Here is a 25,767-nt window from a genome sequence, read left to right on the forward strand (position 1 = left end):
ATTGACTTCTGAATTTCTTCAATATTGTCATTTCGATCCCGAAGCTTCGGGAGAGAAATCACACTAGAAACTCTGTAACTGTAATCGACAATCTTTGCGGTTACGCGTGTGATTTCTCCTTTCGTCGAAATGACAAACTAGACGCTACAAACTACGTACTAATTACTATGTACTAATTACTATGTACTAATTACTAAGAACTTAAATAGCTTTATAACTCACTTTATATTCTACATTTGGTTTAACTGTCAATTGATATTTATTTTTGGCTAATTCTATAATAGTTCCAGAGTTTACTTTGGGTTTGGCTGAACTTTCAAAAATTAATTTCCCTTCTCCTTCACCTGCTTTTACTTTAATTTCTTTGGTACTGCAATACAATGCAACTTCTCCGTTTGGTGTTGGCACTTTTCCTTCCATCCATTTTAAACCTCCAAGATTTGGTTTAATTTCATATTCTGAATAACCCGGAGCAGTTGGTTTTACACCTAAATAATATTTTCCTAATAAATAAATTGGACTCGCACCCCAAGCGTGGCAAAGGCTTTTTCCGTAAGGACGTCCATACATCGCCAAATGTTCTGTTCCTTTTTTCTTTGGATTGTATTCTTCCCAAAAAGATGTTGCGCCCTCGTTCAACATTCCACCCCAATAATCTTTCATTTCTTTTAAAACGTAATTCTGTTCGCCCATCGCACATAATGCTTCTAACTCGTAAAAACGCATGTATGGTGTTGTGATTTGAAGAACATCTTTATTGAGTAACACCTTATTCTTTACACTTTGCTTTTGTTCTTCATTAAAATAATTAAAGAAAATACCAAACATATTAGCATATCTGGTTACAATGTTTTGTACTTTACCATCGATACGCTGGTGCTTCATCACGTTTTCTTTTTTATCCCAAAACACCTCAAATAATTTTGCTTTTAAATCACTAGATAATTTTTGATATTGTTTTTGGTCTTCATTTTGGCCGGCAATTTTAGCACTAACTTCCATGGCTTCTAGGCTTCTTACTAAAAGCATTTGCTCAAAACTAACTTCGCCAGTTTTTGGTAATCCGTCTGCCCAATCAATAAAAACCCAATCGCCTTCTAGAGGTTCGAGGAATCCGTTTTTGTTTCTTCTTTCCAAGCAGAAATCCATAAGTGATTTCATTCGCGGATAAAAAGTTTTGATGAATTTCGTGTCGCCTGTGTGCAAGTAATAATCGTAAACGCCTACAAACCAATAGAGCGAATAATCCATTATGATATTGACATGAGCCGTTACAGGATCTTTACCACGAAGTGCCAATAGCGTTCGCTCTACTGAAGCCGAATCAAAAAATAAATAATAATTCATTAAATAACTTTGATAAGCATCGCCAGACCAAACCCAACGGTCGCGTTTTATTCCGTCTATAAAAAATTCGCGAGATGTTAAATGCATTGTGTAGGCCGACACATCCCAAATTTGATTTAATTGTTGGTCTGATGATTTGAATGCTCCACGATAGTCTAATGGTAAATATTCGTAAAGCATTGAAATTGAATCGTATTTTACCGATGCATCTGCATGTACTTGAACATAACGGAATGCTTTTGATCCATTGTGTGTGTATGTTTCCGGCTGTTTTCCATCAAAAGATAAATGATCTAGTGTTTCGCATTTGGCAGAATCTAAAGCTTCTTCGCGAGATTCGCCATAATAAAGTGCTACTTTACCTTTTCCTTTTAAGCCGTGTATTTTAATGTAACCAAATGTTTCTTTACCAAAATCTACTAATTGACCACCAGCTATTTTTTCGGTTTTTTGGGCATTTAAAGGTTTTGTTGTTAGTTTAAATTGAGATGGTTTATTCTCCGGTGCATCAAAATTCCAAGAACCAACAGGAACCCAAGGTGTGCCAGATTGTTGTGCTTTTCCAGTTTCATCAATCCAAAGTTTATCTTCGTTGGTCACTTTCCAAGAGGCATCAGATTTAACATAATTACCAGCAATATAAATGGCTGGCAAGACTTCCTGATTATAAACTTTGAAGGAAATTTTGTGTTTTCCTGCTGGAATTGTTATCGATTTTGGTTGTCCATAAACCTGAACACCATCTAAAAGTAATTGAAAAGGTCCTTCGGAGTAGATTTTTACCTCGTCTGGTTTTGGAATATCTACTTCTGTTTGAAAAGTTACTAAGGCATAAGGACTGTAATATTGCCAAAGCGGCGGAAATACTGCTTCGCGTTCTGTACGTCTTACTTGCATTTTATTGCTTAACCAAACTTCAAAATCACCTGGATACCAGATCCATGTTGCTTCTTTAGATTTTTCCTGTGCCGATACCAAAGTACAAGTAAAAAGAGCGACAAAAAGAAGTATAACTTTAAAAAATGGAAAGCGGTTTTGCATAGTTAGTTTATTTTGGGACTAAAGATAAGTGTTATCTTTACATTTCACACCCTGCACTATCCTGTTTAACACTCTTTATTTAACTTAAATACTATGTTTCAGATAATTTTAATGGATTTTTTTTATGTAATTCATCAAAATTTAGGTTATAATTTTTCAAAATCACAACCACTTGTCAGAATTATCATTCAGTACATCTTCGGATTGACCACAAAAAAATGCTTCAATATTCATGAAGCATTTTTAAATTATTTTCTAAAGTTTATCTCGGCGTCTAATTTCTATTAAAGTAGAAAATCATTACTGAAAACTTACTTGTTGATCTTTTCATTTTCGGTATTAGTTGTAATGATGATTTTATTTTGCCGATGTTCAATCGTTACGAAATTCCCATAATTAAAACCGATTTTCTGAAGCCATTTTCCGCAAAGACGGATTTCAGGAAATATTACATAACGATGATATGCTCTTGCGATATGTTTGGGTTGAATTTTTAATCGTCTTTTCGCTGATTGTTTCATTTTATTTCTCTTTTAACGAAACAAAAATAATAATAATTATACTACAAATAATAATTATATATTGTGAAATTATAATTTCATGTTGCTTTCAAGTAATTTCATTATATTTTTTATTATATTTAAAATGCATCATATTTGCATAATATAGCAATAAATCATCATTGTGTCGAAACTTAAGTTAAATAGAATAAAAGTTGTTTTAGTTGAAAACAATAGAACTAGTAAGGAACTAGCCAATCATTTAGGTAAAACAGTAGCAACTGTTTCTCGTTGGTGTACAAATGAATATCAGCCTTCTATTGAAACACTTTACGAGGTTTCTAAATATTTGAAGGTTGATATTCGGGAGTTGTTGGTTTCGACTGCTAATAAATAATAAAAAACGCTTTCTTATTAGGAAAGCGTTTTTCATTTTTTTTATCATCTAGGATTGTAATATTGTATTATTTACAAACTTACGTGCTTCTTCAAGTTCTTCACTTAATAGTAAGTCTTTTTCCAGAACTTTATTAACCCATTTGGGACCATGACCTCCCACACTTTTATCAAAAGCTTCAATTTCACCTAATTCCAAAATATGCAAATTTTTTTCTTTGAAAGCACTTTGCACCTTATTAAATGATGCCGTGATGTCTCCTGCAGGAAGATAAGCTTTACCAGATGCTTTTGCTTGTGACCATGGCGATGACCTTTTAAGAAGACTTTGAATATCTTTTATTTTTTGCTCAGGAATAATATTATCTGAAAATGAACTAAAAACCGAATTAATTTCTTCTTTCAATTTATCTGTTTCTAATTCCGGGCGTTTTACATCTATTGCCTTTTTGACTTTAATAAAATCAGATTTTATAATATTCCAATCTCCTCCGAGACTTTCATAAACAAATTTTGTTGGATTTTCATCATGATAAAAATCAAAATCACCAATAATAGTTAATGGCACTTCTAATTCTCTTAGTGCTTTTATAATGACTGGAAAACGATGTTTTCCTCCTGATTGTATAAAAAGTATATCAGGCGAAGAAATTTTTTCATTATCAACAATAGCACTAGTAATTGCACTATAAAATCTACAATCAGAATCGCTTTCTACTAAAGCTACTCTTTTATGAAACAAACCATCTAATATATTTGAATGCCTTAAAATCGAATCTTTCCAAATGTTCTGCAAGTCAGTATTATTTAAAACTTTTACAGAATTGGCTGATTTGCTTCGCTCTATTCTTACTACAATTAACCTATCGACTGCACTTTCTAATAATCCTTTTAAAAAATGTTCACTATGTGTTGCAATAAAAAATTGTTTATCATTTCCTAACTTCTGCGAAATCATATGACCCAACAACATTGCTTGTGGAGGATGCAAAAAAGCTTCTGGTTCATCAATTAAGTTAACAAGAAAATCTTCAGCAAATAATGACAAAAACAGACCAGCAAAACTTTTCATTCCATCGCCTTGTTCATGTAAAAAAGGTAATTCTCTTAATTTTTTTTGATATTCTGTCGAAACTCGATCATTTTCTGCTGTAACAATAGGTCTTTCTCCAACATGTAAAGGAATCTTTTTCCCAGCACCATGATTGACAATTACTTCTTCCCCAAATGCTTGCTCAAAATATTTTGAGAACTGAAGTTCTTTATCTGTATCTTCTTTTAAAACATGAATTGCGTGTGTTCGCATCTCTTCCATAATATCAATATTCTCTGGAGGAGAAACTAAAGAAAGACGTCTAACAGTATCCATTGATTTTACTAAAAAATTTGAAATTGCTCCCACAGAACTCTGGCTTCCTCCAACTAAACTATCCCAATACCCCTTAAGTGCATTCGCATCCATACCAGTATTACTACTGCTTTCATAATATCGATAACTTCCGTCTTTCTTTCTACTTTTTATAAGCTCTAAAAAATCATCAGCAGTCCCTGACGCTGAAACTTTCAATGACTTCAAAATTTCAATATTATATTTTTGTCCTTTAGTCAATTGAAAAATTTCACGGAGTGTTCGACTCTTACCACTATTATTTGGGCCTACAAATACCACTATGGAGTCCTTTTTTAAATCAACAGTTAAGTTGTTTTTAAATTCAAGTGAATTAAGCCAAAATTCAGTTTTCATATTTTAATAAATTAATTTAATGTTAGATCAAAAGTCTTTTCTTATCTATATCCATTCAAATATAGTAGATTTTAAAGTATTTTAACAAACCTGCCCATTTGAAAAAACAAAAACGCTTCCTTTATCAAGGAAGCGTTTTTAAAATTATAACAATTTGAAAAACTTTCAATTCCCATTAAAAACCAAATACAAAGCCAAAATCGTCAATCCCAATAATCCAAATAACAGCTTTACCTTTTTACTGGTTTTAGGAATATCGGCTTCTTCAGAAAAATTAACTTCAGGATTTTTATCGGCTAATGAAATAATAATTGCAGCAAATAATAATACTGCAAAAATGTAAAATGAGATCAATAAAAAGTGTGGCCAAATGGTGTAAACATCGGCAGGGAATATCCATAAATATAAAACTCCAACAAATAAACTAAAAGCAGAACCCCAAGAAAGTGTAGCATTTACCGCTTTTTTTGTAGTTCGTTTCCAGAAAATACTCAACAGAAAAACTACTGATAAAGATGGCGCTAAAAAGCCCAAAACGGCCTGAAATATATTGAATAAGTTTTGCCCTTTTATATTATCAATCGCAACTGCGATAAGAATTGCAAACAAACATCCGGCTGCAATGGTGATTCTTCCAATTTTAATTTGATCTTTAATCGTTGCAGTTGGGTTTATTTTTTTTACATAAATATCATTGGTAAAAACAGTACTTAAGGCATTAAGCGATGAACCAATTGTCCCTACCAAAACGGCAATCATAACACAAATTACTAAACCATTCATTCCGCTTGGAAACAGGTTTGTAACCATTGTCATATAAGCCAAATCGGAGTTTTTTCCGAGTTCCGGATATAATGCGTAGCAAAGAATTCCAGGTAAAATAAACAACGGCAATGCCATTACTTTTAGCCAGCCAATAAAGTTTACTCCAAGTTGTCCTTGTTCTAAATTTTTAGCTCCCAAAACACTCTGCACCATCGATTGATCTGTACAAAAGAATGCTACAGCAGCCACAGGATAACCCAATAAAATGGCCGGCCACGGATAATGTGCATCGTTTGCAGGTTGCACTAAATTCCAGAAATTAGACGGTGTTTTGGCAATTAAAACATCAATTCCTCCTAATTTTTGCAAACCTAGATAAGATAAGGTTAACGAAACTACAATTAGCAAAATCATCTGAAAAACGTTGACTTTGGCAATTGCTTTTAGTCCTCCTGCGAAAGTAAAAATTCCAGAAAAGATTACTAAAACGGTAACGCTCTGCCACATTGGGATTCCAAGAATCTGACGTACTAAAACGCCTCCGCTAAATAATCCTAATGACAACCAACTTACTAATATTTTGACTAAAGCATACCACGCTAAAATATTCTGAGTACTATCGCCATAACGTTTTCCCATATATTCGGGCATTGTACTTACTTTGCTCGCAATATATCGCGGGGCAAAAACCATTGCCAAAAGCAATAGAAATACAAAAGCATACCACTCAAAATTTCCAGCTACAATTCCGGTTGCGTAACCAATACTCGCAAAAGCCAATAATGATGATGGTCCAACATTGGTTCCCCACATATTAAACCCTATACTATACCATTTTAAGGAATTACCTGCCAGAAAAAGGGTTTCGTTTTTCTTGCTTTGTTTAACGCTTACAACGTATCCTATAATTAATAAAGCAGCCAAATAAACGCCTACAATTATAAAATCTAAGGTGGTTAACTTATCGTAGATGGTATTATTCATAGTCCGTATTCGTTAAGAATATCAGCTATTTTTACTGGCATTCCGGTTTTTAAAGTTTTATCCATTGCTTGTAATAAAGCTACGGTTCCAATTCCTTCCTCCATATCTGGATATGCTGTAAAATTGAGTTCGATACTGTCTACAAAATATTCCAAATAATTTTGATATTCGCCTGCGTGATGGCTTTGCCCTTCAAAACGGAAATAGTGTTTTAAGGTCGAATCTCCCCAAGTAATTATTTTTTCTTCGCCAGTTTTATCTGTAATAGCATAACGCAATTCGTGATAATCAGATTGGCTTGCGCCTTCGGTCGCTCTTAGTATTGTACTCATTCCGCTATCGCGTTGTGCAGGTTGTGTTGGCGAAGTATATACACCACTTACTCTGGCAATTCTTCCATCGGTTGCTTTAAAGATAAAGTGCATGGTATCTTCGTTTTTCAAACCCGCAGCACTTCCGTTGCTACTGATCATTCCGTACCCCATAACTTCTTCAATATTGGGTAAATACCATCTGATAAAATCTACTGGATGACTTAAACCTCCGTACAACCATTTAAACGATTGCAACAACGACCATTCTTTTTCTAAAAACCATCTGTGATCTGCATGATAATGTGCTTCAATAGTAATTAAATCGCCTATTAAACCTTCTTCAAAATCTTTTCGCTGACGTTTTGCCGGTTCAAAAAAGCGCGAACTTTGACCTATAAAAACTTTCTTTCCTGTTTTTTTACTTAGTTCCAATAACGCAGCCGCATCTGAAAGATCATCGATAAACGGTTTGGTGCAAACTACATGCTTTCCGTGCAACAATGCTTGTTTTACATGTTGAGCATGCAAATGATCCGGCGTATAAATGGCAATAATATCTATTGATGTATCATTTAATATATCTTCATAATTCGTTGTGTACGAATGAAAATCAAACTCTTTTGCTCTTTGTTTACACAAATCTTCGTTTCGGTCACAAACTTTTACGAGTTCTACTTTTGAACTCTTTAAAGCTGCCGACATTGTGCTTCGACCTTCTCCAAGTCCTAAAATGGCTATTTTTAACATGAGGTGTGGTTATTTTAGATTGTTGATTTTAGACTTTTTTTGCCACAGATTAAAAAGGATTTTCGCAGATTAGAAAAATCATTTTAATCCTTTTAATCTGTGGCAAAATATTTTTTATTAATCTCATCGAAAACCTAACGGATTTTAAAAACCCGTCAGGTTTAAACTGATATGTAATTATTTTGTTTCTACTTTGTTTAAGAAAATCCAGGTTTCATCGGGTTTTGCGCCTTCAATTCCGGTTTGGTATTTTTTCATTAAAGCATTCCATTCGTCTACGCGTGGATTATTTTGGGTTGTTTTTGGATTGAGTTTATCCAAACTTTCTCCTTTTGGAATACTGATTACCAATATCAATTGCTTTTCAAACTTAAAAACTTGTAATTGCTGAAAATCGGCATTGCAGAATCCTTTTGCGATTTCTGGCCATTTTTCGAATTGTGTGGTGTGATAATCAACATATTCTTTTTGCAATTTTTCATCTGAAACTAAATTAGCAGTCAAAACAATATTTTCCCATTCTGCTGCCGGTTTTGAATCTTTGCATCTTTCAAAATTCTGAAAATCGTAGATTGGATTTTCATATATCTTAATTTGTAAAGAAGGAAAAGCCAACGCCAATTTTCGTTTGGTTCTTTCGGGCTGATTCATCTTTCCGTAAATCACTAAATGATTTTTCCATTGGTACAATTCTTCTCCTACAATTCGGAAACCTTTTATAGTCGATCTTATTTTTTCGATATCAAAGTCAGAACCAATCAACTCGATTGCAACCGCTTTTGGCATTTCTTGCAATCCCCACGGTTCGTCAATTACAACTTCTTTTGTTAAATCAGTATAAGGTGCTCTAATTCCTGCAGCATCTTTAATTTTTGTACTTACATAAGGATCATTATTTCCCCATATATTTCCTTTTGGACCATTATGATTTTTTAATATTTTCTTTTCTGCAATCCAGTTATTTTTGATTGTAAAACCTTCAGATCCTTCATCTGTGTACAAATACAACCATAAAAACGGATCGTGTGCATACGGACTGTTATAAACCTTATCGATGTAATTTTCTTCAATTTGGCTATTTGGCTGAGACGATAGGGTATAAATTCCCGCAACATCGTGTAAATGTTTGGCGTAATGATGAATTTTATTTCCTAAGATTTTATTGTTTTTCATCACATTTGTGGTGTGTGTCCAACCCCAACCCATTGCAATTGCAGAATATGATACATCAGATATTTCGTTATGCTCTATTGTTAGATTACGAACAAAACCTGCGCTAATTCCTAGTGTTCCCCAATCTTCGGTGGTAACATTGGTAATTAAATTATCTGCAATTACTTCATCAGAGCAAATTTCTCTTTCATCTTTTATAACCAAAGGCAAATGCGCTTCAAAAGCTTCTTCAGAGAAAACGCCAATATTTATGGCACTTCCGCCAATGTCTTTGAATAAATTTCCTTTTACGGTATTGTGATTTGTTCCTTTATTTAAGTCTAAACCTGTTGAAGCCAAATGTTCAAAGCGACAAGATTCAAACTGAATGTTATTCGAATAGTTTACCTCTACAGCTGCGCGTGGTCTTCCTACCCAAGCCTGATTTTCTAATGTTGCCTGATTTGGAGTTCCGGGAATTTTTAATTTGTAAGCATCTAATAAATACATTCCTGATTGCAACGGAACATGTCCTTGTTGCGACGGACGAAGCCAATTACTGTATTGAAATGAAATTCCTTTAAATCTAAAATCATGTACAGGAGAATCGATTGTTCCTTTTACTTCGACTAAATTTTCTAAAACCGGAACGGTTACTTTGGCCGAATTCATATCTTCTCCAACTCTTGGGATATAATAAATTTTGGCATTTTTTTTATCCAAAAACCATTCTCCAGGTTCGTTTAACATTGAAATTCCGTTATTCAAATAAAATGCTGAATTTCCGTTGTTTTTAGAAATCCAAGGCGCTGGCCAAGGATGCTCGCTCTGAATACGGCTTTCTGGTTGCTCAAACGAAAGTCTGGCGCTGTCTTTTTTAACTTCGATATTCTTGATTCTAAGATTCGCAATCGACCACCATTGCACAATAAACATTTCCATTCCTGGCTCAAACTTTATTGATTTGTCTTTAAACGGAATCCAACAAGTTTCAGTTTCCTTATCCCATGATAAAATGCGATCCATTGTGTTTCCTGCTGTACTTTTTGCTCTTACTGCTTTTTTATCATTTACCCATAATTGTCTGTAATTGATAATCTCGCCCGCAATTTGAGGTGCATCAGCCACCCAAACATTCGACTTTTTTACTCCATTTATAGAAAGGGCTTTTTTCCAGTTCTTTATTTCGAATCCACCGCTTATAATTGGTTTCGAGTTCGTATCGGCTTCAATTGTAGTTGGACTATCTGGAGTTCCAGAATCTTCTGGGCGAACAAATAAAGGTTCATTTAAATAATACGTACCGTTCATTACTATTATACGAATACCGTCTTTTACCGATACATCTTTCAATCGGCGCAATTCTCTTGCTTTTCTCATCGCCATCTGAACAGTTGCCAGAGGGTTTGCTTTGGTTCCAACATTGGTATCTTTTCCGTTTGGAGAAACCCAAATCTCGGCCGCACTTGCCGAAAATATGGTACAAAATGTAAAAATGGACAGTAGTAGTTTAGTAAAAGTATTTAATCGCATTATTTTTATTTTTTAGCTTCTTTTTGTTATTAAAATTACAAGAGAGATAATTTAAAGTAATAAAAAATTTACATCTCCATTTTTTTTAACATTAATATTAAATATATGGCACAATTTAGCAGAACCGTAAAACATAAGTGTCCTGTACCCTCCTGCATTATCTAAATGATTTTCGGAATGTAATTTCATAACTTTTAACTTTTCTTTTGTGGTAAACGGCTAACGAACTATTTTTTATAGAATATTTTTTCATAGATTTGTGTAATCGATTACATTTAAGTTTTGATTTTTATGAAACCTATTTTTTTTCAAATTCATAAAAAATCATCCATCATTAAATAGATTCAGTAAACAAACGCTTTCCATTTATAATTAAATTTCAAATAAAATTCAATCAGAATGAAAACTAACCCAATTAACCTTTTACGCATTGCTCTGGTCTTTATGATAACCAGTTGTTCGCAAAACATGTTTGCCCAAAATTCAAAGTCATATGACACTTATAAAGGCATTGAATTTAAAATGGCTAAAGTCAACGAACCAATTATCCCAAAAAACACTGTAAATCTAAAAGACTTTGGTGCGGTAAATGGCGGCTATGTTTTAAATACTAAGGCTTTCGCCGATGCTATAGACGCGGTTTCGAAAAAAGGCGGTGGAAAAGTTATTATTCCTCCGGGAATCTGGCTTACTGGTCCTATTGTTTTAAAAAGTAATTTAGAATTACATGCCGAAACTGGAGCATTAATTAAATTTTCGACAGATAAAACTTTATATCCCATTATTGAAACCAGTTTTGAGGGTTTAAATACATGGCGTTGTATCTCTCCTATTTATGGTAAAAACTTAGTAAACATTGCTTTTACCGGAAATGGAGTTTGGGATGGTTCAGGCGAAGCTTGGAGACAAGTTAAAAAGAGCAAATTAACTGATGAACAATGGAAGAAGTTTGTGGCTTCGGGCGGAGTTTTGAATGATAAAAAGGACAGTTGGTATCCGTCTGAGCAGTATTTAAAAGGTTCTAAAGGCGCAGATCAAAATGTTCGTCCTGACTTAAAAACCAAAGAAGATTTTGAAGCTATTCATGATTTTCTACGTCCGGTTTTGGTGAGTATTCAAAACAGTAAAAGAGTATTGTTTGATGGTCCGGTTTTTCAAAATTCTCCGGCTTGGAACATTCACCCGTTTATGATCGAAGATTTAATTGTGCGAAACATAACTGTTCGTAATCCTTGGTTTTCTCAAAATGGAGATGGTCTTGATGTTGAATCTTGCAAAAATGTGATTATCGAAAATTCTAGTTTTGATGTTGGCGATGATGCTATTTGCATTAAATCAGGAAAAGATAAAGATGGTCGCGATCGCGGTGTTGCCTGCGAAAACATCATTGTAAAAAACAATATTGTATATCACGGTCACGGTGGTGTAACGGTTGGAAGCGAAATGTCTGGCGGTGTAAAAAACCTGCACGTTTCAAATTGTACTTTTATGGGAACTGATGTTGGTTTACGTTTTAAGAGTACGCGTGGACGCGGAGGAATCGTAGAAAACATCTTCATCTCAGATATTTTTATGACTGATATTCCATCTCAAGCTATTTCTTTTGATTTGTATTATGGTGGAAAATCTATTGCCGAAACTTTGGCTGAAGGTGGAAACACTGTAAGTACAAAAGCAGTTCCTGTAAACGAAGAAACGCCTCAATTTAAAAATATCTCAATTAAAAACATTACAATTAAAGGAGCTCAACAAGCTGTATTTTTACAAGGTTTACCCGAAATGAATCTGCAAAATATCGAAATCTCTAACTTAATTGCAAAAGCGGATAAAGGTTTTTCTATCATCGACGCAAACGGAATCAAAATTACCAATGCTAAATTAGATATCGCAAGCAGCAATGTATTCGAAATTTACAATGTCAAAAATATGTCTCTTAAAAATATTGAGTTCGATTCGACATCTGCAAAAGCAGTAAATATTAATGGTGAAGCAAATACTAATATTGAATTGATCTCGTCTCAAAATTTAGATTTTTCTAAAAGAACTACTGTTGGAGAAACGGTTCCTAAAGGTGCTGTGAAGTTTTAGATTTTAGATGTTAGATGTTAGATGTTAGATGTTAGATGTTAGATGTTAGATGTTTAAAAAAATCAGGCTGTTCATTCGAACAGCCTGATTTTTTTTGTCTATTTATTTTCAACGCCAAACCCGACAGGTTTTAAAAACCTGTCGGGTTTAATTGACACTATTTTTTTCTAGTTTTTGTCATTTCGACGAAGGAGAAATCACACTAGTAATTCAACAACTAAAATTGCCAATCTTTATATAATTTTGCGTGTGATTTCTCTCCCGAAGCTTCGGGATCGAAATGACAAACGATGTCACATAATATGAAAATCAAAATAAATATCTTATAAACTATAAAAAGAACTCGCATTCTTAAACCAAATCTTATTTTGATCTTCGATTGAAAGTTTCGCAATATAATCGTCTAGTGTTTTTACAACTTCAGTATAATCTGAAGCGACATTAAGAACCGGCCAATCTGAGCCGAACATTAAATTATCTACAGAGAAATTCTCGAAAATAACGTCTAAATACGGCTTTAAATCTTCGGGTTTCCATGACTTCCAATTGGCTTCGGTCACCATTCCGGAGATTTTGCAACTTACGTTTTCGTATTTTGAGATTTGCTCTATTCCTTTTTTCCACGAAAGAAAATCGCCCGATTTAATATCTGGTTTTGCAATATGATCGATCACAAATTTTTGTTCCGGAAAATCGTTTACCAGACTTATTGCTGCGGGTAACTGTCTATGAAAAATTAAAATATCGTAAGTATAATTGAATGTTTTTAAAGCTGAAATTCCGTTACGGAAATCTTCTCTAAACATAAAATCATTGGCTTCGCCTTGCACAACATGACGAAATCCTTTTAGCTTTTTATGCTTTGAAAAATGGCTTAATCGTTCTGCAATGTTTTTATCTCGAAGATCAACCCAACCTACAATTCCTTTTATAAAATCGTTTTTTGAAGCCAACTCGATCAAAAAGTTCGTTTCATCTTCAGATTGGCTTGCTTGTACCGCTACACAACCTGAAAACTGATTTTCCTGAAGCAAAGGCAAAAGATCTTCTGGCAAAAAATCCCGCTGAATCTTTTGCATTGAATCATCAATCCAACTATCGCGAACGGGATCAAATTTCCAAAAATGCTGATGTGAATCAATACGATTATTCATCTTTATTAATTTACATCACTAATTAAAGCACGATCTAAATGCACATATCCACCATCTACAAAAACAAATTGCCCTGTAGTGTGCGAAGAACGATCTGAAATTACAAAAAGTGCAGTATCGGCAATTTCCTCTGTTTTTGTCATTCTACTTTCAAACGGAATGCTTTTGTTGATTTTATTTAAAACTGTTTCTCCATCTTCCAAAGTTTTAATCCAATCTTCGTATGCAGGAGTATAACTTTCGGCAATAATAATAGCATTCGAACGAATTCCAAACTGAATTAAATCTACCGCCCATTCTCTGGTAAGTCCTAAAACTCCTCCTTTTGCAGCGGCATAACCAGATGTTCCGCCCTGACCTGTTAATGCTACTTTTGAACCTATATTTAAAATATTTCCTTTTGACTCTTTTAAGTACGGAAGCGCATATTTTACCAATAAAAAATAACTTACTACATTTAGTTTTAGCGAATTCATAAACTCTTCGTAGCTTGAATCTAAACCTGCACCATCGTTTACACCAACATTATTAATAACAGCGTCGATTCTGCCATATTTTTCAACAATCTTTTGTACTGCATTTTCGATTTCAACAGGATCTGTAACATCTGTTTGAACGAACAGAGCATCTATTCCTTTTTTCTGCAATGCTTCGGCATAACCAAAACCTCTGCTATTTCGATCTACCAGTACGGGAATTGCGCCTTCATCTGCCAATCTTTTAATAATGGTTTCACCTATACTGCCTTCTTTTCCGGCTGAACCAGAAACGACAACAATTTTATTATTTAAATTTAAATTCATTTCTTTTTTGTGTTAGAAGTGGCTTGTAAAATGTAAAATGTTTTTTTCTCTTGTGATATGTAAATTATGCGGTAAAAAAATATAAAATTTATCTAATTTCATATCTCACATTTGACTTTTTACATCTCACTTTTTACTAATTACTCAATCTCAATCAATGCTTTAATCACATTGTTTTTTGGATCAATCAAATTTCCAAAATCAGTAATCATTTCAGAGAAACTTGTTCTGTGGGTAATGTATTTTTTAGGATCAATTTTTCCGTTTTTAAGACATTCCATCACATATTCAAAATCCTGAATAGTTGCATTTCTACTGCTCATTAAAGTAGATTCTCTTTTATGAAAATCGGGATGACTAAACGTTAATTCACCTTTTTGAAGCCCAACCAAAACAAATCTTCCACCATGCGAAATGTAATTAAAAGCGTCGTTCATCACGTTTCTGTTTCCTGTGGCATCAATTACAACATTTGCCATATCGCCACTGGTAAGTTCTGCCAGTTTTGCGTTTACATTTTCGTTTAACGGATTAATTGTTGCATCGGCATTCAATTCATTTTTACAAAAACCTAAACGGTAATCATTGATATCCATTACAATAACTTTTGCTCCGGCAATTTTAGCAAACTGAATTAATCCAATACCAATTGGTCCTGCACCCATAACCAAAACGGTGTCATTTGGTCCAACGGCCGCTCTTCTTACTCCGTGCGCAGCAATTGCCAAAGGTTCAACCAATGCCAACTGGTCGTAATCTAATCCTTGACCATGCAATAAATACTGTTCCGGAATCGTAACATATTCAGACATTCCGCCATCAATATGAACTCCAAAAACTTTGATATTTACACAACAGTTTGTTAATCCATTGCGACAAGCTACACATTTTCCGCAATTAAAATACGGAATAAAAGTTACTTTATCGCCTGGTTTAAAATCTTCTGCATTTCCTTTTACATATTCTGCTGCTAGCTCGTGACCTAGAATTCTAGGATATTCAAAATAAGGTTGCGTTCCGCCAAAAGCGTGAATATCAGTTCCACAAATTCCTATTCTTTTTATTTTAAGCAATACCTCACCTTCTTTTGGCTCTGGAATTTCTTTTTCTTTAATTACAAACTCTTGCGGTTTTTCGCATACTATAAATTTCATCATTTGTTTTGTTTTAGATTACTTTTTATATGCTACAGCGGTTTGCTTACTTGTTCCTAAACCTTCAATACCAAGCTCTACAACATCACCGGCTTTTAAGTAAATTGGATCTGGCTTAATTCCTAAACCAACTCCAGGAGGTGTTCCTGTACTAATAATATCGCCAGGAAGCAAAGTCATAAACTGACTTAAATAATGCAATAAATAAGGAATTTTGAAAACTAAATTTAAGGTGTTGCTGTCTTGGTATTTTTTACCGTTTACAGAAAGCCACATCGATAAATTATCAACATCTTTTACTTCGTCTTTTGTCGCTAAAAATGGCCCAAGTGGTGCAAATGTGTCACAACCTTTACCTTTTGCCCATTGTCCACCACGCTCAATTTGAAATTCTCTTTCGCTGTAATCGTTCAATAAAGCATAACCCGCAACATAATCTAAAGCTTCGGCTTCTTCTACATAACTTGCTTTTTTACCTACTACAAATGCTAATTCTACTTCCCAATCTGTTTTTACACTATTTTTAGGAATAATAACATCATCATCAGGACCACATAAAGAAGTAGTCGATTTAAAAAAGATAATAGGCTCTGTTGGTATTGCTGCTCCTGTTTCTTTACAGTGATCTACATAATTTAAACCAATGCAAATTATTTTTGATGGTCTCGCTACCGGAGACCCTAAACGTACACTTGCGTCAACTTCTTGTAAAGTTGGATTTGCTTCTAAAGCTTTTTGCAATTTTTCTAAACCGTTTTCTTCGAAAAAACTTTCGTTAAAATCTGAAACGATAGAAGAAACATCATATCTTTTTTCACCAATTAAAACTCCTGGTTTTTCTTTTCCTACTGCTCCAAAACGTATTAATTTCATATATATTTTTTTAAGGTTCTGAGGTACTAAGTTTCTTAGTTACTAAGGTTTTCTTTGTTTACGTTAACAAACCTGACAGGTTAGTGAAACACTAGCTTAAAAGCTTAGTAACTAATAACCTTAGCACCTTTATTTTATTTTTTAGTTTAATACTTAATTTGCATTTTCAGACCTAACTGGTTTTATCCCGAAGCTTCGGGACTGTTAGATATCTTGGATCACTAAAATTCAAAGTCCACTAAAAACTTAGCAACTCAGTCCCGAAGCTTCGGGATAGCAACTTAGCCCCTTTTCTAGTTATTTAGTTTAATGAATCCTCCGTCAATTGGGTAATCGCTTCCGGTAATAAATCCGGCTTCGTCGCTACATAAATACAAGGCAAGAGTTGCAATTTCATCGGGTTTACCCATGCGTCCGATAGGTTGTGATTGAGATAATTTTTCGAACATCTCCGCTTCTTTTCCAGCATAATTTTTCGAAATAAAACCATCCACAAATGGCGTGTGAACTCGTGCAGGAGAAATCGAATTACAACGAATATTTTCGCCAATATAATCTCTCGCTACAGACAAAGTCATTGCCATTACAGCACCTTTGGCAGTCGAATAAGCAAATCTGTCCTGAATACCAACCCATGCCGCAATAGACGCCATATTTAAAATAACACCACCTTTTGAAAGTCGGAATTGTGGAATTGCAGCGTACAAACAATTGTAAACTCCTTTTACATTTACTTCCATAACACGATCAAAATCAGATTCAGAAGTTGTGTCAACTTTACCTACATTGGCAATTCCGGCATTATTAATCAGGATATGAATATTTCCTATCGCTTCAAAAGCAGCTACAACCTCTTTTTGGTTCGCCACATTACAAGCATGAGAAAATACAGTTCCTCCTGTTTTTTTAATATCCTCAACTGCTTCCTGAGCACTTTCGAGTGTCAAATCAAGAATGTGTACTTCTGCACCTTGCTTAGCAAATAGTGTTGCAATTGCTCTACCAATACCACTTCCGCCGCCAGTTACAACGGCCTTTTTATTTTGTAATGAAAACATTTTTATTCGTTTTTTAGTCTTTTATATAGTGTTGTAAATTTTATTAAAAAAAATAAATGTAAAAAACACAATTACAAAAGTAATTTTTAATTTTATATCTGAGATAAATTTTCATATGAATCTTCAAAAATGATCATACTTTAATATTTTATAACATTTTTTAGATCATTTGTAAAAAAACAATACACAGAATTAATAAACCGCAAAAAACAATTGTTAATAAATGTAACATGTATTGTGCAATTCAATCTTATTTCTATTTTTGTAATTGTATTTTTTACATTTATTATTTTTCAAGCTAAATCATCCAAATAAATTAAAATAAAAATGACGATACTTAAAGGGATAACCTGGAATCATACAAGAGGTTTATTGCCAATGGTTGCAACAGCACAGCGTTTTACAGAACTAAATCCTGATATTGAAATTACTTGGGAGAAAAGAAGTCTACAAGAATTTGCAGATGCCTCTATCGAAGATCTTGCAAAAAGATTTGACCTTTTGGTAATCGATCATCCTTGGACGGGTTTTGGAGCGCACACTAATGCCATCCTTCCCCTCTCCGATCATCTTCCGTCAGAATATATAAAAGATCAGGAAATTAATACCGTTGGACGCTCTTACGGAAGTTATGTTTTTAGTAACAAACTTTGGGCATTGCCTATCGATGCCGCAACTCCGGTTGCAGCGGCGCGATTGGATATTTTAGAAAAACAAGATTTAAAAGTACCTCAAACTTATGACGATTTATTGGCTCTAGCCAAAAAAGGTCTCGTTGCGTTTGCCGGAATTCCGGTCGATGTTTTAATGAGTTTCTATATGTACTGTTGCAGTTTGGGCGAAGCTCCGTTTCAAACGCAAGACGAAGTTATTTCTGTTGAAACGGGAACAAAAGCGTTACAACTTTTTAGAGAATTGGCGCAATTAATTGATCCGGCTAATTTTAACCGAAATCCAATTCAGGTTTACGAAGCAATGGTAAATTCTGATGAAATTGCTTATTGCCCTTTTGCTTATGGTTATTCTAATTATTCGAGAACGGGCTATAGCAAAAACCTGCTTCATTTTTACGATTTAGTACGTTTGAATGATAACCCTATGATTACTTCTTTGGGAGGAACTGGTTTAGCGGTTTCTTCATTCAGTAAACATATTCCGGAAGCAATTCGATATGCCGAATTTACTGGCTCATCGCAAGTTCAGCAAAATATTTTTGCAGACAACGGCGGACAACCGGGGCATTTACAAGCCTGGAAAAGCGAGCGAATTAATGCTTTAACGCACGATTATTTCAAGAATACTTTACCGGCGCTGGAACGTGCTTTTTTACGCCCAAGATATTCCGGACACATGTATTTTCAAGATCATGCCGGCGATGTAGTGCGCGATTATTTGATGAATGGAGGCAACGAAAAATTGGTTCTTGAAGCTATGAATTCGCTTTATGCGAAATCTTTAAACTTGCAGACTACATGAAACCATTAGAAGGATTAATTGTTTTAGAATTTTGCCAGTTTTTGGCAGGACCTTCAGCAGGATTAAAGCTTGCTGATTTGGGCGCACGCGTAATTAAAATTGAGCGTCCTGTAAAAGGCGAAGCGTGTAGACAATTGAGCATTAAGGATTTGTTTGTAGACGATAGCAGTTTGCTTTTCCATACGATTAATAGAAATAAGGAATCTTTTGCTGCCGATCTTAAAAATCCTGACGATATAATTTTAATTAAAAAATTAATCGCTCAGGCCGATATTATGACACATAATTTTAGACCGGGCGTAATGGAAAAAATTGGTTTGGCTTTTAATGAAGCTTTGGCAATTAATCCTAAAATAATATACGGAACCATTACGGGTTACGGTACAACTGGTCCGTGGGCAAAAAAACCAGGACAAGATTTATTACTGCAATCCCTTTCGGGTTTAAGTTATTTAAGCGGAAGAAAAAGTCAGGAACCCGTTCCGTTTGGTTTGGCTGTCGCCGATTTAATGTGCGGAAATCATTTTGTACAGGGAATTTTGGCTGCTTTACTTAAAAGAGCCAAAACCGGAAAAGGTGTTTTAGTCGAAGTAAGTTTGTTAGAATCTGTACTCGATGTACAATTTGAAGCCATTACTTCATTCTTAAATGATGGCGGTCAATTGCCAGAAAGAGGCGATGTAAAAGGAACGGCTCATGCTTTTTTGAGTGCTCCTTACGGTGTCTACGAAACTCAGAACGGTTATCTTTCTTTGGCAATGGGCGATTTACTTTTTATAGGAAATACGCTTGGCATTGATTTAAATGATTATGCTGATAAACATCTTTGGTTTGAAAAAAGAAACGAAATCAGACAAATTTTAGCCAATAAACTTCTCTCGCAAACAGCAGATTTTTGGATTGAATTGCTTCAAAAAAAAGGGATTTGGTGTGGAAAAGTTTTCAATTACGAAGAATTAGACAGTCAACCTTTTGTAAACGAATTACAGTTGAAACAAACCGTTAAAAATTCTGATGGTAAAACCTTAGTTACAACCCGAAATCCTATTCAGCTTGACGGAAATTATTTAACCAGTTCAAAAGCAGCTCCAAAAGTTGGAGAAGATAATCTCCAGATACACGAACAATTTTTAAAATAATAGAAATGAAACCATTAGAAGATTATTTAATAGTAGACTTTAGTCAGTTTCTTTCAGGCCCATCGGCTAGTTTACGATTGGCAGATTTGGGCGCACGCGTTATAAAAATTGAAAAACCGGGAACAGGCGATATTTGCAGAACTTTATATACGTCTGATTTAATCATGAACGGAGAATCATCTGTTTTTCATACCATTAACAGAAATAAAGAATCGTTTGCAATTGATTTTAAAGATCCATTAGAATTAGAAAAATTAAAAAAATTATTGGCTAAAGCCGATGTTGTAATGCATAATTTCAGACCCGGAGTTATGGAACGCGTAGGTTTAAGTTATGACGATCTTAAAACTATAAACCCAACGGTTATTTATGCTTCAATTACTGGTTTTGGAAATCATCCTGATTTAAAAGATTTACCTGGACAAGATTTGCTTTTGCAATCTTTAACGGCTTTAACATGGTTAAGCGGAAATCAAGACGATGGACCTGTACCAATGGGTTTATCAATTGTAGATATGCTTGCCGGAGCACATTTGGCACAAGGAATTTTGGCTGCTTTGTATCGAAAAGCAACACACAATATTGGCGCTTCTGTTCAAGTAAGCATGTTAGAATCGGCATTTGATTTTCAGTTTGAAACTATTACCACTTATTTTAATGATGGTGGCGAATTGCCCGTTCGAACTAAAACCAACAATGCGCACGCTTATTTGGGTGCGCCATACGGAATATACAAAACAAAAAATGGCTATTTAGCGCTCGCAATGGGTTCGATTCCTGTCTTAGCTACCCTGTTAAAATGCGAAGCGCTTTTAGCCTATCCCGAAAATAAATTTACTTTAAGAGACGAAATTAAAAATATTCTTGCCACACATTTACAAACGCAGGAAACACAATTTTGGCTGGACATTTTAGAACCTGCTGATATTTGGTGTGCCGGAGTTTTAAACTATCAGCAACTATTTGCCGAAGAAGGTTTTAAGGTTTTAGATTTTACACAAAAAGTAACAATGCTCGACGGTTACTCTTATGAAACTACGCGTTGCCCAATAAAAATTGATGGCGAATATTTTGTTTCTACTACAGGTTCTCCCAAATTAGGACAGGACAACGAGAAAATTATTAAAGAATTTATAGCTGTATAATGGATAAAATAAGAATCGCTGTTCGCAAATTTGATCCTTTCGAAAGTACGCTGCAAAAGCTATGGGATTTGTTTTGTCTTAAAAACAATATTCAGGTCGAAGCCGAAATGGTTCCGTTGGAATTGCACGAACTTTATGAAACTACAATTTTAAAAAAAGGTCTAAAACAAGGAAAATGGGATATTGCACACATCAATACCGATTGGATTTTTGATGCCGTACACGAAAAAGCGGTTGTTGATTTATATTCCTTTATAGCCGAAAATCCTCCAGAAAATTATCCACACGGTTGGCACAAATCGCTTTTGCAATTACAACAATTGGATAATGGCACGTACGGGCTTCCTTTTCACGATGGACCCGAATGTTTGATTTACAGAAAGGATTTATTCGAAAACGAAACTGAAAAAGAAAATTTTAAAAAGCAATTTGGTTACGAGCTTTCTACTCCAAAAACCTGGACAGAATTTACAGAAATTGCAACTTTCTTTAATCGCCCTGAGCAAAATCTATACGGCAGCATTTTTGCCAATTATCCAGACGGGCACAATATGGTTTTTGATTTTTGCCTGCAATTATGGACGCGTGGCGGATCTTTAATTAACGATAAAAATCAGATTTCTATTCATAGTGATGCAGCGGTTCAGGCTTTAGATTTTTATCGTAAAATCGTAAATGACAAAAATGCCGTTCATCCAAAATCTAAGGATTTTGGTTCTGTAGAAGCAGGTTTGGCTTTCGCCGAAGGACAAGCTGCAATGGCAATTAATTGGTTTGGATTTGCCTCGATGGCTGAAGTTATTGAAGAATCGAAAGTAAAAGGTAAAATTGATATTGCTCCTCTCCCATCTGATCCAAATCATAAAACAGCTTCGCTGAATGTGTATTGGTTGTATACAATTGGTTCCGGAAGCAAACACAAAAGATTAGCATATGATTTTTTACGATTTGCTACAACGCCAGAAAGTGACAAATTATTGACCATTGAAGGCGGAATTGGTTGCCGAAAATCGACTTGGAAAGATGAAGAAATTAATACTTTAATTCCGTTTTATCATAAATTGGAAATGCTTCACGAAAATGCGCTGACATTACCACAAACGCCAATTTGGCCAAAAGTTGCTGAATTTATCGATCATATGGTTTTAAAAGCTATAAATAGCGATATTCCCTCAGCACAATTATTAGAAGAAACACAAATTAATATTCAAAAAATAGAATAGACATGAATATTCCCTATAAACCAAAATTGCCCGAAACCAAACAACCAATTATCATTATCGGCGCAAGCGGAATTGTAAAAGATGCACATTTGCCTGCTTACAAAATGGCTGGTTTTGAAGTTTTTGGTATTACGAACAGAACCATTTCAAAAGCGCACGATCTTGCCAAAGAGTTTAATATTGCGCATGTTTTTGAAAATGTTGCCGAGGCAGTTAAAAATGCGCCATCAAACGCAGTTTATGATATAACGGTTTTACCTGATCAATATATTGAAATTCTGGAACAATTGCCTAATGGGGCTGCGGTTTTGATTCAGAAACCAATGGGAAATGATTTAGCACAAGCCCGAGAAATTGTGGAGGTTTGCGAACGTAAAAATCTAGTTGCGGCAATTAATTTTCAATTGCGTTTTGCTTCATTTGTAAGTGCTGCACGCTACATAATCGATCAGGGTATTATTGGTGACTTGTATGATTTTGAGTTTAAAGTTACTGTAAATACGCCTTGGGAATTGTTTCCGCTTATCAAGGAACATCCTAGATTGGAAATTCTTTTTCACAGCGTTCACTATATCGATTGCATCAGATCGTTTCTAGGAAACCCAAAAAGCGTAATGGCAAAAACGGCCAAACATCCGCTTAAAAAATTATCTTCTTGTCGTTCTACAATTATTTTAGATTATGGCGAAGATAAACATGTAGTAATCAATACGAATCATGATCATCATTTTGGACCTAAACATGAAGAAAGTTACATTAAATGGGAAGGTACAAAAGGCGCAATTAAAGCCAAAATGGGTTTATTGATGAATTATCCACACGGTTTGCCTGACGAATTTGAATATGCTTTGGCGAATGAAAATGGCGCGTACGAATGGAAAAAAATAGAACTTGAAGGTTCGTGGTTTCCGGAAGCTTTTATTGGTACAATGTCAAATTTAATGCGTTTTAAAGAAGGTTCTGAGACGCAATTACTCGCAAGTGTACAAGACGTTCTAGACACGATGAAAGTCGTTGAAGCCTGTTATATCAGTAATACCAACGGAGGCGTTTTATTAAGTTAAATGTTTTATGTGAGGTGTGAAATGTTATTTAGTAAAAGACCAAAAATAACTTAATAAGTAAGGCCAACTCACATCTAACCATTCACAATTTACAATTAAAAAAATATGTATTTCAAATCAACCTTTTTTGAAGATTACCAAATTGGCGATAAACGCGTCACTTTTGGTCGAACGATTACCGAAACTGACTTTGTGGTTCACGCAGGTCATACAGGAGATTTTTTCCCGCATCACATGGATGAGGAATGGTGTAAAACACAACCTTTTGGACAACGTATTGCGCACGGAACTATGGTTTTTAGTATTGGAATCGGCTTGACCGCATCCGAAATTAATCCCGAAGCTTTTTCGAAAGGTTACGATCGAATGCGATTTGTAAAACCTGTACATATTGGCGACACTATTCATTCTGAAATTACCATCTCAGAAAAAGGCGAAGCCAAAAAACCAGATATGGGAACTGTTACTGAACACGTTGAAATTATTAACCAAAGAGGTGAAGTAGTTTTGGTTTGTGATCATTTATTATTGGTTAAAAAAAATCTTTGATTTTTTTTAAGGTTCAAAGTGGCAGAGGTTCAAAGGTACAGAGGTTTCCTTCCTTTGAACCTAAAAAACTTTGCCCCTCTGCGCCTTTGAACCTTTGAAACTATTAACAAAAACTAACTATGCAAATAACCAACCAAATTAGCGATCAAAACGAAGTCGCTACAGAAAAAGTTCAGGGCAATAAATACCTTTTGCCTTTTATATTAATTACCAGTTTATTTTTCCTTTGGGGAATGGCGCATGGTTTAGACGGAATTTTGATTCCGCATTTAAAAAAAGCCTGTCAGCTTAATAACAGACAATCGACCTTAATTGATACAGCGATCTTTTTTGCTTATTTTATAATGGCAATTCCAGCGGGAATTATTATTAAAAAAATTGGATATAAAAATAGTATTATAACAGGTTTATTAGTTTTTGCCGCAGGTGCATTTTTGTTCGTACCGGCTGCTAATACTAGAACTTATGAGCTTTTTTTACTGGCTTTATTTATTATTGGTTGCGGATTAACGATTTTGGAAACGAGTGCAAATCCGTACGCAGCTATTTTAGGGCCTGCGGAATCTTCTTCGAAACGATTGAATTTAGCGGCTTCTTTTAATGGTTTGGCTGTAACATTAGCACCTTTGTTAGGAGGTGTTTTTATACTATCGGGAGTCAATCATACTCCAGAACAATTGGCTGCGATGACTGATGCTTCAAGAGCGGCATATTTGCTTGAAGAAGCTTCATCTGTAAAATTGCCTTATATTATTTTAGGAACTGTCTTGGTTTTGGTAGCCATTTTATTCTATTTCATGCATTTGCCTTCTATGAAATCTCAACCTACCGAAGCTGAAGTTAAACCTGGATTCTTCTCGGTTTTAAAATTTAAGCATTTAAGTTGGGCAGTTGTAGCACAATTTTTCTACGTTGGCGCGCAAGTTTGTATTACGAGTTTCTTTATTAGAATTGCACAAAAAGGTGCGGGTCTTGACGAAAAAACAGCGGCTTATTACCTTACGGCTTATGGCTTCTTGTTTATGGTGGGACGTTTTAGCGGAACTTTCTTTTTGAAGTTTGTTAAGGATTATGTTTTGCTTTCTATTTATGCTGTTTGCAGTATTTTATTGTGTTTGGTAGCGATTTACGGAACGGGAATTTATGTAATTTATGCTCTTGGCGGAATCGGATTTTTTATGTCGATTATGTTTCCAACAATCTTTTCTTTAGGATTGGTAGGTTTAAAATCAAATACTGAAACAGGTTCTTCATGGTTGGTTATGTCCATTGTTGGTGGTGCAATTCTTCCTTATGGAATGGGAACTTTAATCGATATGAAACACGATGATATTCAGGCGGGATATATCATTCCATTATTGTGTTTTGTTATTATTCTTTATTTTGGTGTTTTTGGACACAAAGTAAAGACTGTAAAATAATACTCTGATCTAAAAAACATAAAAAAGGGTTGAATCAAAAATATCTGATTCAACCCTTTTTTGCTTTTAAATCTTTTTAGAATCTAAATTTATATTA

General features: G+C 34.6%; 20 protein-coding genes. 9 read left to right on the plus strand and 11 right to left on the minus strand.

What is annotated here, in order from left to right:
- Positions 1–201: 201 nt before the first annotated feature.
- Positions 202–2,388: an alpha-L-rhamnosidase-related protein gene (locus IW18_RS21195; protein WP_041520194.1), complete on the minus strand. Its 2,187-nt coding sequence runs from the start codon at positions 2,386–2,388 to the stop codon at positions 202–204.
- A 311-nt stretch (positions 2,389–2,699) separates the two neighbouring features.
- Positions 2,700–2,909, minus strand: coding sequence for a SymE family type I addiction module toxin (locus tag IW18_RS21200; RefSeq protein WP_041520195.1), 210 nt, complete (start codon positions 2,907–2,909; stop codon positions 2,700–2,702).
- 163 nt (positions 2,910–3,072) lie between these two features.
- Here IW18_RS21200 and IW18_RS21205 point away from each other — a divergent pair, with 163 nt between their 5' ends.
- On the plus strand, positions 3,073–3,285 hold the full coding sequence (locus IW18_RS21205) for a helix-turn-helix transcriptional regulator (protein ID WP_041520196.1): 213 nt from the start codon (positions 3,073–3,075) through the stop codon (positions 3,283–3,285).
- 48 nt (positions 3,286–3,333) lie between these two features.
- Here IW18_RS21205 and IW18_RS21210 read toward each other — a convergent pair whose 3' ends face one another.
- From IW18_RS21210 to IW18_RS21225, 4 genes are all read right to left on the minus strand, one after another.
- Positions 3,334–5,028: an ATP-dependent nuclease gene (locus IW18_RS21210; protein ID WP_041520197.1), complete on the minus strand. Its 1,695-nt coding sequence runs from the start codon at positions 5,026–5,028 to the stop codon at positions 3,334–3,336.
- Between the two features lie 165 nt (positions 5,029–5,193).
- Positions 5,194–6,777, minus strand: coding sequence for a sodium:solute symporter (locus IW18_RS21215; protein ID WP_041520198.1), 1,584 nt, complete (start codon positions 6,775–6,777; stop codon positions 5,194–5,196).
- Positions 6,774–7,838 carry a Gfo/Idh/MocA family protein gene (locus IW18_RS21220; protein ID WP_041520199.1) on the minus strand — a complete coding sequence of 355 codons (1,065 nt, stop codon included), beginning with the start codon at positions 7,836–7,838 and terminating at the stop codon, positions 6,774–6,776. The genes IW18_RS21215 and IW18_RS21220 overlap by 4 nt, the downstream gene beginning before the upstream one ends.
- A gap of 177 nt (positions 7,839–8,015) precedes the next feature.
- Positions 8,016–10,523 carry a right-handed parallel beta-helix repeat-containing protein gene (locus tag IW18_RS21225; protein WP_041520200.1) on the minus strand — a complete coding sequence of 836 codons (2,508 nt, stop codon included), beginning with the start codon at positions 10,521–10,523 and terminating at the stop codon, positions 8,016–8,018.
- Between the two features lie 399 nt (positions 10,524–10,922).
- On the opposite strand from IW18_RS21225, the gene IW18_RS21230 reads away from it, so the two are divergent.
- Positions 10,923–12,611, plus strand: a complete 1,689-nt coding sequence (locus tag IW18_RS21230) for a glycoside hydrolase family 28 protein (RefSeq protein WP_041520201.1) — start codon at positions 10,923–10,925, stop codon at positions 12,609–12,611.
- 323 nt (positions 12,612–12,934) lie between these two features.
- Here the strand turns inward: IW18_RS21230 and IW18_RS21235 are convergent, their stop codons facing one another.
- From IW18_RS21235 to IW18_RS21255, 5 genes are all read right to left on the minus strand, one after another.
- The gene (locus IW18_RS21235; protein WP_041520202.1) at positions 12,935–13,765 is read right to left on the minus strand and encodes an amidohydrolase family protein; all 831 of its coding nucleotides are present in this window, start codon (positions 13,763–13,765) and stop codon (positions 12,935–12,937) included.
- Between the two features lie 5 nt (positions 13,766–13,770).
- A complete protein-coding gene (locus tag IW18_RS21240; RefSeq protein WP_041520203.1) occupies positions 13,771–14,568 on the minus strand; it encodes an SDR family oxidoreductase in 798 nt (265 codons plus the stop codon).
- A gap of 140 nt (positions 14,569–14,708) precedes the next feature.
- The gene (locus IW18_RS21245; RefSeq protein WP_041520204.1) at positions 14,709–15,722 is read right to left on the minus strand and encodes a zinc-binding alcohol dehydrogenase family protein; all 1,014 of its coding nucleotides are present in this window, start codon (positions 15,720–15,722) and stop codon (positions 14,709–14,711) included.
- An 18-nt stretch (positions 15,723–15,740) separates the two neighbouring features.
- Positions 15,741–16,595, minus strand: a complete 855-nt coding sequence (locus IW18_RS21250; RefSeq protein ID WP_041520205.1) for a fumarylacetoacetate hydrolase family protein — start codon at positions 16,593–16,595, stop codon at positions 15,741–15,743.
- A 293-nt stretch (positions 16,596–16,888) separates the two neighbouring features.
- A complete protein-coding gene (locus tag IW18_RS21255; protein ID WP_041520206.1) occupies positions 16,889–17,653 on the minus strand; it encodes an SDR family NAD(P)-dependent oxidoreductase in 765 nt (254 codons plus the stop codon).
- A 327-nt stretch (positions 17,654–17,980) separates the two neighbouring features.
- Between IW18_RS21255 and IW18_RS21260 the strand changes: the two genes are divergently transcribed.
- The 7 genes from IW18_RS21260 (at position 17,981) to fucP (ending at position 25,670) form a co-directional block, all read left to right on the plus strand.
- On the plus strand, positions 17,981–19,129 hold the full coding sequence (locus tag IW18_RS21260; protein WP_041520207.1) for an ABC transporter substrate-binding protein: 1,149 nt from the start codon (positions 17,981–17,983) through the stop codon (positions 19,127–19,129).
- Entirely contained in the window at positions 19,126–20,268 is a 1,143-nt protein-coding gene (locus tag IW18_RS21265) for a CaiB/BaiF CoA transferase family protein (RefSeq protein ID WP_041520208.1), read from the plus strand. The genes IW18_RS21260 and IW18_RS21265 overlap by 4 nt, the downstream gene beginning before the upstream one ends.
- Before the next feature lie 5 nt (positions 20,269–20,273).
- On the plus strand, positions 20,274–21,413 hold the full coding sequence (locus IW18_RS21270; RefSeq protein WP_041520209.1) for a CaiB/BaiF CoA transferase family protein: 1,140 nt from the start codon (positions 20,274–20,276) through the stop codon (positions 21,411–21,413).
- Positions 21,413–22,636, plus strand: coding sequence for an extracellular solute-binding protein (locus IW18_RS21275; RefSeq protein WP_041520210.1), 1,224 nt, complete (start codon positions 21,413–21,415; stop codon positions 22,634–22,636). Before IW18_RS21270 ends, IW18_RS21275 begins: the two co-directional genes overlap by 1 nt.
- 2 nt (positions 22,637–22,638) lie before the next feature.
- Entirely contained in the window at positions 22,639–23,700 is a 1,062-nt protein-coding gene (locus IW18_RS21280; RefSeq protein WP_041520211.1) for a Gfo/Idh/MocA family protein, read from the plus strand.
- Positions 23,701–23,805: 105 nt separating this feature from the next.
- On the plus strand, positions 23,806–24,249 hold the full coding sequence (locus IW18_RS21285; protein WP_026983107.1) for a MaoC/PaaZ C-terminal domain-containing protein: 444 nt from the start codon (positions 23,806–23,808) through the stop codon (positions 24,247–24,249).
- 119 nt (positions 24,250–24,368) lie between these two features.
- Positions 24,369–25,670 carry an L-fucose:H+ symporter permease gene (fucP, locus tag IW18_RS21290; protein ID WP_041520212.1) on the plus strand — a complete coding sequence of 434 codons (1,302 nt, stop codon included), beginning with the start codon at positions 24,369–24,371 and terminating at the stop codon, positions 25,668–25,670.
- The last annotated feature ends 97 nt before the right edge of the window (positions 25,671–25,767 follow it).

Origin of the sequence: Flavobacterium hibernum (assembly GCF_000832125.1) — a bacterium.
Classification (GTDB): domain Bacteria; phylum Bacteroidota; class Bacteroidia; order Flavobacteriales; family Flavobacteriaceae; genus Flavobacterium; species Flavobacterium hibernum.

Coding starts and splice junctions, on each gene's coding strand:
- IW18_RS21270 (WP_041520209.1), top strand. CDS start 20,274: ATGAAACCATTAGAAGATTATTTAATAGTAGACTTTAGTCAGTTTCTT.
- IW18_RS21255 (WP_041520206.1), bottom strand. CDS start 17,653: ATGTTTTCATTACAAAATAAAAAGGCCGTTGTAACTGGCGGCGGAAGT.
- IW18_RS21250 (WP_041520205.1), bottom strand. CDS start 16,595: ATGAAATTAATACGTTTTGGAGCAGTAGGAAAAGAAAAACCAGGAGTT.
- IW18_RS21285 (WP_026983107.1), top strand. CDS start 23,806: ATGTATTTCAAATCAACCTTTTTTGAAGATTACCAAATTGGCGATAAA.
- IW18_RS21220 (WP_041520199.1), bottom strand. CDS start 7,838: ATGTTAAAAATAGCCATTTTAGGACTTGGAGAAGGTCGAAGCACAATG.
- IW18_RS21215 (WP_041520198.1), bottom strand. CDS start 6,777: ATGAATAATACCATCTACGATAAGTTAACCACCTTAGATTTTATAATT.
- IW18_RS21280 (WP_041520211.1), top strand. CDS start 22,639: ATGAATATTCCCTATAAACCAAAATTGCCCGAAACCAAACAACCAATT.
- IW18_RS21225 (WP_041520200.1), bottom strand. CDS start 10,523: ATGCGATTAAATACTTTTACTAAACTACTACTGTCCATTTTTACATTT.
- IW18_RS21230 (WP_041520201.1), top strand. CDS start 10,923: ATGAAAACTAACCCAATTAACCTTTTACGCATTGCTCTGGTCTTTATG.
- IW18_RS21245 (WP_041520204.1), bottom strand. CDS start 15,722: ATGAAATTTATAGTATGCGAAAAACCGCAAGAGTTTGTAATTAAAGAA.
- IW18_RS21260 (WP_041520207.1), top strand. CDS start 17,981: ATGACGATACTTAAAGGGATAACCTGGAATCATACAAGAGGTTTATTG.
- IW18_RS21235 (WP_041520202.1), bottom strand. CDS start 13,765: ATGAATAATCGTATTGATTCACATCAGCATTTTTGGAAATTTGATCCC.
- fucP (WP_041520212.1), top strand. CDS start 24,369: ATGCAAATAACCAACCAAATTAGCGATCAAAACGAAGTCGCTACAGAA.
- IW18_RS21200 (WP_041520195.1), bottom strand. CDS start 2,909: ATGAAACAATCAGCGAAAAGACGATTAAAAATTCAACCCAAACATATC.
- IW18_RS21210 (WP_041520197.1), bottom strand. CDS start 5,028: ATGAAAACTGAATTTTGGCTTAATTCACTTGAATTTAAAAACAACTTA.
- IW18_RS21275 (WP_041520210.1), top strand. CDS start 21,413: ATGGATAAAATAAGAATCGCTGTTCGCAAATTTGATCCTTTCGAAAGT.
- IW18_RS21265 (WP_041520208.1), top strand. CDS start 19,126: ATGAAACCATTAGAAGGATTAATTGTTTTAGAATTTTGCCAGTTTTTG.
- IW18_RS21195 (WP_041520194.1), bottom strand. CDS start 2,388: ATGCAAAACCGCTTTCCATTTTTTAAAGTTATACTTCTTTTTGTCGCT.
- IW18_RS21240 (WP_041520203.1), bottom strand. CDS start 14,568: ATGAATTTAAATTTAAATAATAAAATTGTTGTCGTTTCTGGTTCAGCC.